Origin of the sequence: uncultured Granulicatella sp., assembly GCF_963515615.1 — a bacterium.
In the GTDB taxonomy this organism is placed as follows: Bacteria; Bacillota; Bacilli; order Lactobacillales; family Aerococcaceae; genus Granulicatella.
Map to the genome: position 1 here is coordinate 16,806 of NZ_CAUPZT010000022.1, position 11,259 is coordinate 28,064.

Annotated in this window: 12 protein-coding genes; 3 read left to right on the plus strand and 9 right to left on the minus strand. The window is 33.8% G+C overall.

Annotated elements, in window-relative coordinates; all coding sequences use genetic code 11:
• Positions 1–35 precede the first annotated feature (35 nt).
• Complete coding sequence (gene pth, locus RYL55_RS05025; protein ID WP_315007837.1) at positions 36–596, minus strand: aminoacyl-tRNA hydrolase; 561 nt, start codon at positions 594–596, stop codon at positions 36–38.
• 160 nt (positions 597–756) lie between these two features.
• Here pth and RYL55_RS05030 point away from each other — a divergent pair, with 160 nt between their 5' ends.
• Positions 757–1,725 (plus strand): L-lactate dehydrogenase, encoded by a 969-nt coding sequence (locus tag RYL55_RS05030; RefSeq protein ID WP_315007839.1) that lies wholly within the window; start codon positions 757–759, stop codon positions 1,723–1,725.
• Between the two features lie 54 nt (positions 1,726–1,779).
• Here RYL55_RS05030 and RYL55_RS05035 read toward each other — a convergent pair whose 3' ends face one another.
• On the minus strand, positions 1,780–2,097 hold the full coding sequence (locus tag RYL55_RS05035) for a helix-turn-helix domain-containing protein (protein ID WP_315007841.1): 318 nt from the start codon (positions 2,095–2,097) through the stop codon (positions 1,780–1,782).
• 91 nt (positions 2,098–2,188) lie between these two features.
• Between RYL55_RS05035 and RYL55_RS05040 the strand changes: the two genes are divergently transcribed.
• Both RYL55_RS05040 and RYL55_RS05045 read left to right on the plus strand, forming a co-directional pair.
• Positions 2,189–3,334: a dipeptidyl aminopeptidase gene (locus RYL55_RS05040; RefSeq protein WP_315007843.1), complete on the plus strand. Its 1,146-nt coding sequence runs from the start codon at positions 2,189–2,191 to the stop codon at positions 3,332–3,334.
• Positions 3,335–3,395: 61 nt separating this feature from the next.
• On the plus strand, positions 3,396–4,214 hold the full coding sequence (locus tag RYL55_RS05045) for a Cof-type HAD-IIB family hydrolase (RefSeq protein WP_315007845.1): 819 nt from the start codon (positions 3,396–3,398) through the stop codon (positions 4,212–4,214).
• Positions 4,215–4,445: 231 nt separating this feature from the next.
• Here RYL55_RS05045 and RYL55_RS05050 read toward each other — a convergent pair whose 3' ends face one another.
• From RYL55_RS05050 to RYL55_RS05080, 7 genes are all read right to left on the minus strand, one after another.
• Entirely contained in the window at positions 4,446–4,826 is a 381-nt protein-coding gene (locus RYL55_RS05050) for a single-stranded DNA-binding protein (protein ID WP_315007846.1), read from the minus strand.
• A gap of 82 nt (positions 4,827–4,908) precedes the next feature.
• Positions 4,909–5,844: a DNA-binding protein WhiA gene (gene whiA / locus RYL55_RS05055; RefSeq protein WP_315007848.1), complete on the minus strand. Its 936-nt coding sequence runs from the start codon at positions 5,842–5,844 to the stop codon at positions 4,909–4,911.
• 65 nt (positions 5,845–5,909) lie between these two features.
• The gene (locus tag RYL55_RS05060) at positions 5,910–6,929 is read right to left on the minus strand and encodes a YvcK family protein (RefSeq protein ID WP_315007850.1); all 1,020 of its coding nucleotides are present in this window, start codon (positions 6,927–6,929) and stop codon (positions 5,910–5,912) included.
• Entirely contained in the window at positions 6,926–7,813 is an 888-nt protein-coding gene (rapZ, locus tag RYL55_RS05065) for an RNase adapter RapZ (protein WP_314111916.1), read from the minus strand. Before rapZ ends, RYL55_RS05060 begins: the two co-directional genes overlap by 4 nt.
• 85 nt (positions 7,814–7,898) lie before the next feature.
• Positions 7,899–8,918 (minus strand): sensor histidine kinase, encoded by a 1,020-nt coding sequence (locus RYL55_RS05070; protein WP_315007852.1) that lies wholly within the window; start codon positions 8,916–8,918, stop codon positions 7,899–7,901.
• Positions 8,893–9,576: a response regulator transcription factor gene (locus RYL55_RS05075; RefSeq protein ID WP_315007854.1), complete on the minus strand. Its 684-nt coding sequence runs from the start codon at positions 9,574–9,576 to the stop codon at positions 8,893–8,895. Before RYL55_RS05075 ends, RYL55_RS05070 begins: the two co-directional genes overlap by 26 nt.
• A 125-nt stretch (positions 9,577–9,701) precedes the next feature.
• Positions 9,702–11,258 (minus strand): 5'-nucleotidase C-terminal domain-containing protein, encoded by a 1,557-nt coding sequence (locus RYL55_RS05080; protein ID WP_315007855.1) that lies wholly within the window; start codon positions 11,256–11,258, stop codon positions 9,702–9,704.
• Position 11,259 lies beyond the last annotated feature (1 nt).

Genomic DNA, 11,259 nt, shown 5'->3' on the forward strand with positions numbered 1-11,259 from the left:
TTGAAACTTTCGCTCCAGCCTTTTTTTTAATTTATTTAATTATAACGATTTATGGTTTGAATAAAATTATCACCTTTTATCCAATCTCTTAGCGCTTCTACGCTTTTATCCACAGAAGCTAAAATTTCTTCTTGTTCTTCCTTTTCAAAATTAGCTAATACGTGATTGACCACACTTCTACCTGGAGCAGGTCGTCCTACGCCAATTTTAATGCGATTAAATTGGTCACTTCCTAAACAGCTAATGATACTCTTAATTCCGTTGTGTCCTCCGGCACTACCTTTTTGACGTAACCTAATTTTTCCAACTGGAAGATCCATATCATCATATAGAACAACAATATCTTCAATTCCAATTTTAAAATAATTCATTAATGGACGAACCGCTTGACCGGATAAATTCATATACGTCAACGGCTTCATTAAAATGACTTTTTCTCCATCGATATGTGTTTGAGTAAAAGTTGCATCAAATAATGCTTGATTAAATTCTAAATTTTCTTGATAAGCAAATTCATCAACCGTAATAAATCCAATATTATGACGAGTTCCTTTATATTTTGCTCCTGGATTTCCTAATCCAATAATTAATTTCATACGTTCACACCCATTTCTATCTTGAGTCCTACTTAGTATATCACAAACTATTCAAAAATCGAAAATTTAATTTATTTTATAAGCTTTTGAAAACCCTTCACAAAACAAAACATGTTATACTATCCATGGTTATTCCATTTAGGAAATAGGAGGTAACAATATGAAAAAATTTATTAAACCTAGCAATAAAGTAATTTTAATTGGAGATGGCGCAGTAGGTTCAAGCTACGCCTATGCACTTGTCCTTCAAGGAATTGCAGAAGAACTTGGAATTATTGATATTGCACGAGAAAAAACAGAAGGAGATGCCTTAGACTTATCACACGCTCTAGCATTTAACTCCCCTAAAAAAATCTATGCAGCCAGTTATGAAGACTGCCATGACGCAGATGTCATTTGTATTACTGCTGGTGCAGCTCAAAAGCCAGGAGAAACTCGAATTGACTTAGTACATAAAAACTTAAAAATCCTAAAAGGGATTATTGATCCAATTATGGCAAGTGGATTTGATGGAATCTTCTTAGTTGCATCAAACCCTGTCGATATTTTAACATACGCAACTTGGAAATTCTCTGGATTACCAAAACATCGTGTTATCGGATCTGGAACTGCATTAGATAGTGCTCGCTTCCGTCAAGCAATTGCGGAATTAATCGGTGTCGATGCTCGAAACGTTCATGGATATATCCTAGGAGAACACGGAGATACAGAATTCCCTGTTTGGTCTCATGCCAATGTCGGCGGTCTTCAAATTTACGAATGGGTCCGTCAAAATCCAGACACAGATGAAGAAAAATTAGTCGAAATATTCTTCCAAGTAAGAGATGCTGCTTATGAAATCATTGCGAAAAAGGGAGCTACTTACTATGGTATCGGAGCAGCCCTAGCAAGAATTACAAAAGCCATTTTAAATAACGAAAGTGCTATCTTTCCATTATCTGTCTATCTCGAAGGACATTATGGACAAGACGATGTATATATCGGAGCTCCAGCGATTATTGGTCGAGATGGCATTCGTCAAATTATCGAAATTCCTCTAGCAGATGCCGAACAAGAAAAAATGGACTTATCTGCTTCAACATTAAAACAAGTCCTTCATGACGCATTTGAACGTTTAGAAAACGAATAATTATATACACTAAAAAGCACAAAATCTATGGCGAGCTCCAGCGATTTTGTGCTTTTATTTTTTTCGTAAAAATTCCTCATTCTCTATCATCCAATTTTTAAGTCCATAAATATGTGGCAATAAGCTCTTCCCTAAAGGAGTTAATCCATAATACGTCTTTTGTCCTGTAGAGGATTCTCCTTTTTTGTAAACAATATGAATTTCTATCAAGTCATTTAACGTTTGCGATAACATCTTTCTTGAAATTATTCCAATTTCACGCTCTAATTGTGCAAAATACATTTCCTCTTCAGCTAATATTAATACAATAAATATGCTCCATTTCCCAAGTAATGGCAAAGCTAACTCTCGTAAACATCTTTCTTTTTCCATAGGCACCTCAAAGTAACTTCTTTTCTAAAAAACTCATTCTGAGTATTATTATACCCATAACTAGATATGATTGCTATAAAGGAGTGTTTTGATGTTTTTTAAAACTTTTGAATTTGAATTTGAAACAAGACGATTAATGTGGTATTGCCCCTATGGTGGAAGTGATTTTGCCGAAGTTCAATCTACTACAGAAAAAATTACAGAAAAAAATTATGAATCTTGGTATATCGAATGGTATAAACTCGGCAACAGATTAGTAACAAAAAAATTCAACAGTTCTATTTCTAAAGGAAAAGCTTATTTGAGAGCTAGTCGATATTTTCAAGCAGCTGAATTTTTCTTATCGTCTAAAGACAGCAGAAAACTAGATTGCTATCAACTATCCGTCAATTATTTTTATAAAGGACTTGATTTATTATCGATTCCTTATGAACTAAAGGAAGTAACCTTTGAAGATTATTCATTAAGAACATTATTTTTTAAAACAAATCAAACACCTAAAGGAACATTATTCATTTGTGGTGGATTCGATGCCTTATTAGAAGAACTTTATTTTACGAATGTAAAAGCATCTTTAGAGGAAGGTTATCATGTCATTTTATTTGAAGGCCCCGGACAATCTCGGGCGATTCGAACGTATCAAAAAAACTTTACCCCACGCTGGGATTTAGTTGTTGAAGCAATCCTTCAGTCTTACCAAGAAGAAATTGTCTTACCAAAAATTGGAATTGGACTATCATTAGGTGGATTATTAATCATAAGAGCTTCCGCATTAAATGGGCATTTATTCGATAAAGTTGTTTTATATAATTATTTTCCAAATATGTTAGATTCCTTTAAAACGAATATCCCGAAAATACTTCATCCATATTTAAACAGTCAATTCCCACCTTTTTTAGAAAAAATGATTGAGGTATATATTTCTCATGTCCCATTTTTAAATTGGCAAATTAAACATGCAAAATGGGTTTTCGGATGTGATTCACTCAACCAACTCATCATTCGATGTCGAGATTTTTCAGAACTTCCTGTAAAAAATCCAGTTCTTATCTGCGTTGCAAAAAATGATAACTATTACCCTTTTGAATTAGCAACACAATATTTTGAACAATTAGACGTTTCCAACAAAAAAATGAAAATTTTTGACAAAAATCAGGACTACAGCGATCTTCATTGTCAAAATGGCGCTGCATTTGATACGAATGATGTAATTTTTGATTGGCTTTTGGAAGGTTGATGTATCTAAAGCTCTTCTTTATGTTACAATAGAGTAATAAAATATTAGGGGAGTTAATCAGATGATTAAAATAATTGCCATCGATATGGATGGAACACTGTTAAATTCTAAAAAACAATTACTGGAAGAAACAAAACAATATTTCAAAGAATTTCATCATAAAGATACAGAAACACTATTAGTTCTATGTACAGGTAGACCTGAAACAGGAATTCGACCTTACTTAAAAGACTTAGGATATCTTGAAGAAAACCATTATATCATTAGCCAGAACGGCGCTAATATTTACGAAAGCCAAACAGGAAATCACATCATGGATGCATTTGTAGATTCAGCTGCTATTCAAAAATGGATTCAACTTGGAAAAGAACACGACATTAGTGTGATGGGAGGAGGAGTTGACTATTACTACTCCTTTGACCAAGAACCAACAGAATGGATGGAATATGATGTAAAAATCATCAACGGAGAAATCAAACGTATTACAATAGAAGAATCTCTTACAACAGATTTTTATAAAATTTTACTACTTGGAGACGAAGAACAATTAAACGACTTTGAAACAATGATTCCAGATTCATGGAGAGAAGAATTCTATGTAGTTCGTAGCCAAAAATATTTAATTGAGGTACTAAAAAAAGGCGTCAATAAAGCATACGGACTAGAAAAATTAGCACAAAGACTCAATATCAATCGAAACGAAATTGCTGCTATCGGAGATGCCGCAAATGATATCGAAATGCTTCAATACGCAGGATTAGCAATCGCAATGGGAAATGCTACAGAAGAAGTAAAAACTCTAAGTGATAGGGTAACAGACACGAACGAAAATAATGGTGTCATTAAGGCTATCGAACAAGTGATTAATGAGAAATTGTAGTATGAGTTTTTATCACAGGAAATACCTTCATACTACAATCATTAGAAGTCTCGTTTTCAACGTCCCATTGTCATTCCCAAGAAAAGAAAAAAAGACTTCCCATTGTAGTATGAGCACTAGAAGCCAATCGGCTTCTAGCGCAGGAAAATTTGAGACCCAGGCTCAAATTTTAGCCATGAGACCGCAGGTCTGCTGGCGTCCTAATACTACAATAAAGTGAAGTCTTTTTTCCTATTCCCCATCAACCGTGAAAATCGAAGCAAACTCATCCGTTTCTTCTGGTTCACTGTCTTGCGACTTAGGCTCTAAGAAATAACATTCCTCAACAATCACCTCGGTCACATAAACATCCTGCCCTTCACGATTCTTATAACGTCTCGAATGAATACGACCCTCAATTCCTAGACGATCGCCCTTCTTCACAAAGCGTTGAATACGCTCTGCTAACTTACCAAAAGCAATCACCTGAATAAAATCCGTCTGCTTATCCCCATCATTCTGCCTATAAATACTCTGTACCGCCAAAGTATTCCGACAAATAGAATTCCCCTTCTCAGATTGATGAACAGCGACGTCCTTAATCAGACGACCAATTAATGAAACATGATTCATTTTTCCGTACCTCCATTGAATGATTAAAGAACAAATTGTCCTTCACTCTATAAGTACGAAAAAAATCTCAAAAAATATTTTTTTACGAAATATTTTTTCTTAAATTTTCAGCAAATTCAGATATTTTTCTCAAGCGGTGGTTTACTCCCGATTTTGAAATCGAACCAGATGGAATAATCTCCCCTAATTCCTTCAAGCTAATATCCGGATTTTCTTTTCTCACTTGTGCCAATTCAAATAATTTAGCCGGCATTGCTTCAAGCCCAACTGTCTCTTCAATTAATAAAATATCTTCCATTTGACGGGAAGCAGCAGTAACTACTTTATTAATATTAGCATTTTCACAGTTCACTAAACGATTCACCGAATTTCTCATATCTCGTACAATTCGAATATCCTCGAATTTCATCATCGCATTCGCTGCACCAATAAGTGCAAGAAAATCTGCAATTTTTTCTGCTTCTTTTAAATAAGTAATAAATCCATTTCTTCTCTCAATCATCCTTGCATTGAGCCCAAAAGCATTCATCATGTCACAAATATCTTCATTATGTTCTTCATAGTTTGAATAAATTTCTAAATGATAGCGACTTGTTTCAGGATTATTAACGGAGCCACCTGCGAGGAATGCCCCTCTTAAATAAGAACGCATCTTTTCTTCATTATCACGAATCTCTAATGGAATATGTGTAATTAATTCAAAACCTTCCATAATACCTAAATCACTTAAAATTTCTTTAGTCCCTTGTTTTAAACGTACAATATACACATTATTTTTCTTCAATTTCATTTTACGGCGAACTAATAATTCACTTTCAATTTGATAATGTTGTTTTAATAATACGAAAATACGTCTTGCAATTGCTGCGTTTTCCGTTTGGATATTTAATACAAACTGACGATTAAATAAACTCAAAGAACCATTCATACGAATCAGCGCCGCTAATTCAGCTTTAGCATGTTCGATATGAACCTCTAATTGCGTTAATTCTTTTTTCGTTTCAGATGCAAATGACATAATACCCTCCTCTCTCTATACAATAGGAGTGGGAAAGAACATTTGCTCTTCCCCACTTCTTTTCATTAATCATGTTTAACACTTCGTAATAAAGTAAATAATTCATCAATGACTTTTTGTCCGTCATGATAGACACCATTTTCTCTTAATTTAAGAAAATCTGTCGAAATTACTCGACATCCTTGGTCACGTAATCCTTGGAAATCATATTTTACTTGATATAAATATTCTTCATGTTTTTGTTGATTTAAATATTCATCTGGAACAGATTCCGTATTGACTAATACTGTATCAATAAAACGTTCTTCTAAATGCTCATGTAATACACGAACATGATCACTATCTGTAAAATGTTCTGTTTCCCCAAGTTGCGTCATAATATTACAAATATACACCACTTCTGCCTGTGTTTCGCAAACTGCTTGTCCAATATCTTCAATCATTAAGTTTGGCAAAATACTTGTATACAAACTTCCTGGTCCAATTACTACCATATCGGCTTCCATAATAGCTTCTACAACATCTCGAGAAGCAATTGGTTTACGATTTTCATCGTAAGTATGAACACTGACATGTTTAATTTTTTTACGATGCTTAGCTAATTGGGACTCTCCATCAACAATCGTTCCATCTTCAAACTCTGCTCTTAATAATAATGGTTCTTCTGCAGCAGGATAAACATGACCTTCAATACTCATCATTCTAGATAGCAAACGAATCGCATCAAAAATATTATTCCCATGCATTTCTGTTAAAGCAGCAATAATTAAATTCCCAATCGCATGACCTGCAAAAAATTGATCATCTGACTTGAAGCGATATTGGAAAATATCTTTTTGCAAAGAACTCATTGGAGATAACGCACATAAGCAGTTTCGAATATCTCCTGGAGGCACAACATTAATATAGTCACGAATAACGCCTGAACTTCCTCCATCATCAGCAACCGTTACAATTGCTGTCACTTCAGCATCTTGTTTTCTTAAATTTCTTAATAATACAGGTAATCCTGTTCCACCACCAATAACGGTAATTTTAGGACCTTTCTTTCGCTTCTTTTCTTGAGGCTCTACTTCAAAAATCACGAACGACCATTCCCTTCTTTACGTTTATCTTTGTCTCGGTGAGAAATCGTTACATGATAAGAGTCAGACATTAATTCTCTTCCTGTACGTTCTGTTAATGCAACGGAACGATGTTGTCCACCCGTACATCCAATCGCAATCGTTACACTAGATTTTCCTTCTTTTTTATAACCAGGAATCACAAAGTCTAATAATTCCATAAATTTATGGTAGAAAGTTTTTGTCTCTGGTTGACTCATGACATAATCATAAACGGCAGAATCTTGTCCTGTTAACGGACGTAATTCATCAATATAATGCGGATTTGGCAAGAATCGAACATCCATTACGATATCTGCATCAATTGGAATCCCATATTTAAATCCAAATGACACCACTTGAATTGTAAAAATATCAGTATCACCATTTGAGAAAGTATGCATAATTTCCTCACGTAATTTCCTTGGAGAAAGAGTTGTTGTGTCAATTACTTTTTGAGCACGAACTTTAATATCTTGTAATAGTCGACGTTCCGCAACAATACCATCATATACACGTCCATCACCAGCTAAAGGGTGAGTACGACGAGTTTCTTTATAACGAGAAACTAATGCATCATCACTTGCTTCTAAAAATAAAATTTTCGTAGTAATAAATGATGTATTATCTAAACCACTAATCGATGTCATAATTTCATCAAAAAACGCTCTTGAACGTAAGTCAATAACTAATGCGATTTTTGTAATTTTTCCAGATTCTTTTACTAATTCCCAAAACTTTGGTAATAAACTTGGTGGCATATTGTCAACGCAAAAATAGCCCATATCCTCGAAGCTTTGCATTGCGACCGTTTTTCCGGCACCACTCATTCCTGTAATGACCACTAATTCTAATTGATCTACCATGTGTCATTCACCTCTCCTATTTCATTCTCTCTATCATAACATATCCGGGCGTTCCATGGGAAATTTTAAGTCATTTTCTTCCCTTTTAAACCCTCGTATCTAATTTATTTTGTTGTAATAAAATTTTTAATGTTGTTCCTTCTCCTACAACCGATTCTACCGATAATTCTAATCCTAAATTTTTCGCAATTTCATTGGATAAATATAAGCCTAATCCTGAAGAATGGTAATTCATTCTTCCATTAAACCCACTAAATCCTCTTTCAAAAATACGTTGTTGGTCAGATGCCGCAATTCCTATTCCTGTATCTTGAATACATAAATAAGAACCGTCTAAATAAATAGAAATTTGTCCCTCTTTGTCCGTATACTTAATCGAATTTAATAAAATTTGTTCTAAAATAACACTAAACCATTTTGCATCTGTCACAATGACTTGATCAATAGCTTCATAAGATAATCGAAGATTTTTATAAATAAAGAACGTTGCAAACTTCTTCAAAATTTGACGAATCATACTGTCTAAAGAATGTTCTCTCAATACTAAATCTTGATGAAAGGTTTCCATTCTAACATAATGCAAAACAAAGTCTGTATATGTCGTAATTTTAATGAGTTCTTGTTCTAACGGACTCTTTTCCGGAAGCGTGGGTAAAGCTTGAATTAATAATTGACTCGAAGCAATACTAGTCTTAATTTGATGAATCCACATCGTATAGTAGTCTAATTGCTCTTTATAAGCTTCCCTTTGTTGAAATTCAGCTTGTGCTAGTTGAGTAGTATAAGCCTCTAAATTTTCTAATAGAAATTGTTCAGACGTCGTCCACACTTTTTCGCTTTGAAGCAATTCTTTCCAATTTGGATTTTCCTTTATTTTTTTATACTGCAAAAAATCCTTTGCACACCATGAAGTTAAAAATATACCTGAAAAAATTATTACTAGTACTATTAAATACAACATCCATTCCAGTGCATTAAAAGCAAACCCAAAGATTAGCCATAAGCATAGAATAAAAGCAATATACCATAGAAATTTTTTATGAGTAAATAGCCACTGTTGAATAAACTGTCTCTTTTCTTTACTCATTGGAATCCACCAACCCATAACCAATTCCTTTTTTAGTGGTAATAAAATTCACTAACCCGCATTCTTCTAATTTTTTGCGAAGACGAGCAACATTAACGGTTAACGTATTATCATCAATAAAGAAATCACTATTCCATAATTCTTTCATCAATTCATCTCGACTTACAAAGCTTCCGACTCTTTCAAATAAAACACGTAAAATTTGAAATTCATTTTTTGTCAAATCAATCACTTGTTGCTTATAAGTAAATTGAGTCGTTTTCAAATGTAACGTCGCACCCTTATATTCAATCCAATCTTGAGTTCCAACAAATTCATACGCACGACGGAAAAGTCCTTGGATTTTAGCTACTAGTATCGGCATTTCAAAAGGTTTCGTAATATAGTCATCTGCCCCCATATTGATTGACATAACAATATCCAGCGGTTGTTGGTGAGAAGATAAAAATAAAATTGGCACATTCGAAATTTTACGAATTTCCTGACACCAATAATAACCATTAAAAAAAGGAAGAGTAATATCTAATATCACTAACTGTGGATTCACTCTTACAAAATCATCCATTACTTTATTAAAATCTGTTACACATGCTACTTGATAATTCCATTTGCTTAATTCCTGAGCTACAGCATCACGAATAATCGGTTCATCTTCCACAATCATCACCGTATGCATCCATTTCACCTCAATTTCTAATCATTCCTATACACCTTGATTGTATCACGGAATAAATAAGAAAAAAACACCTTCCTTTAGTAGCTTAGCTACAAAGAAAAATGTTTTTCTCACTTGTTAAAAAATTATTTGATAATCGTCTTGAAGTTTTGGTTTGTTGTTGCTTCTAATACAGGATGTTTTTTCATATAATCCGCAATTAATTCTGTCATATCAATTTGAACTTCACGTACAATTTTTTCTGGTTTAAACATGGCATAATTTCCACCACCTACTGCACGATATTGGTTCGTTACAACTTCCAATTCATCCGTATCTTGAACAGGAGCTCCATGATAATCTAATCTTGTCACTCGTTCTCCAAATGGTTTTGTAAAATCAAGTGTATACTCAATACCTTCATACATATCATAATTGTAATATTGTGGTTTTGGTTCAATATATTTTGGATTAAATTGAACTTCTCCGTCTTTTACAATAAAGTAAGTCGCTACTCTTTCTAACGCTAAACGTAAATCTTCTCCAGAAATTTTTAGCACCGCTAAAGTATTTGGGTAAATGTAGTTTGTAATCACATCACGCATTGCAATTTTAGAACCGAATCCTCGTCCTTCATTATTGAATAAAGCAGTTCCCGAAATATCTGCCCCCGTTGCTTCCATTTGAACTTTATTAATAAATTCAATATACGGATGTTCCACTAATCTTGCTTGTTGAGGATCTGTAATTGTCATATCTCCAATAACAGTTCCTACTGGTGTATCTAACCAATTTTCTACATCAGCTTGTAATTCTTCAAACATTTCTAACACTTTAGGATCTGCTTTAACTCCTGCTGTTTCATGTAATTTCGCTTGACTTTTAACAACCATATAACGGTCGCCTTCTTTTTCAACTTGTAAGCTAATTTCACCGACATAAGCTCCACGATATCCTGGTTGAATCACAGGAACTCCATTTACTTTTGTTGCAATCACACGGTGTTGGTGTCCTGTTACAAGAGCATCAATTCCAGGTACTTTAGTCGCAATCGCATACCCTTCATTTTCTCCTGTTAATAATTCTGTAGGTTCACCCGTTTCTAAATCTGACTCAAATCCCCCATGATAGGTTACCACTACGATATCTGCTTTTTCACGCATTTCAGGTACATATTTTTGTGCAGTTTCTAAAGCACTAATAAAGGTTAAGTCTTTAACCGTTGCAGGTTGTTCCCATTTAGGAATATATGGAGTTGTCAATCCTAAGACTGCAATTTTAACGCCTTCTTTTTCGATAATACGATACGGTTCTCCAAATACTTGTTCACCAGTTTTAGAAAGAATATTCGCACAAATAATCGGATGATTGTAGGATTCAATGGCTTCACGTAAATAGTCTAATCCATAGTTGAATTCATGATTTCCTAAAATTCCTAAATCATATTCTAAATAGTTTAAAACTTTTGTTAAGTCATGGGCAATATGATGACCTTGTTTACGAACATAATAACTTAATGGAGAACCTTGAATAAAGTCACCATTTTCAATTTGAATAACTGGTCCTTTTGCTTCTTTTTTGATTTTTTTAATAATAGTTGCAGCTTTAGCTGTACTAAATCCTAAATCTAAATTTCTTTCAGCATAGTTTGTAGGTAATACATACCCATGCATATCACTTGTTTCAATAATTTTGATTTCCATT

Coding starts and splice junctions, on each gene's coding strand:
- pth (WP_315007837.1), bottom strand. CDS start 596: ATGAAATTAATTATTGGATTAGGAAATCCAGGAGCAAAATATAAAGGA.
- RYL55_RS05030 (WP_315007839.1), top strand. CDS start 757: ATGAAAAAATTTATTAAACCTAGCAATAAAGTAATTTTAATTGGAGAT.
- RYL55_RS05035 (WP_315007841.1), bottom strand. CDS start 2,097: ATGGAAAAAGAAAGATGTTTACGAGAGTTAGCTTTGCCATTACTTGGG.
- RYL55_RS05040 (WP_315007843.1), top strand. CDS start 2,189: ATGTTTTTTAAAACTTTTGAATTTGAATTTGAAACAAGACGATTAATG.
- RYL55_RS05045 (WP_315007845.1), top strand. CDS start 3,396: ATGATTAAAATAATTGCCATCGATATGGATGGAACACTGTTAAATTCT.
- RYL55_RS05050 (WP_315007846.1), bottom strand. CDS start 4,826: ATGAATCATGTTTCATTAATTGGTCGTCTGATTAAGGACGTCGCTGTT.
- whiA (WP_315007848.1), bottom strand. CDS start 5,844: ATGTCATTTGCATCTGAAACGAAAAAAGAATTAACGCAATTAGAGGTT.
- rapZ (WP_314111916.1), bottom strand. CDS start 7,813: ATGGTAGATCAATTAGAATTAGTGGTCATTACAGGAATGAGTGGTGCC.
- RYL55_RS05070 (WP_315007852.1), bottom strand. CDS start 8,918: ATGGGTTGGTGGATTCCAATGAGTAAAGAAAAGAGACAGTTTATTCAA.
- RYL55_RS05075 (WP_315007854.1), bottom strand. CDS start 9,576: ATGCATACGGTGATGATTGTGGAAGATGAACCGATTATTCGTGATGCT.
- RYL55_RS05080 (WP_315007855.1), bottom strand. CDS start 11,258: ATGGAAATCAAAATTATTGAAACAAGTGATATGCATGGGTATGTATTA.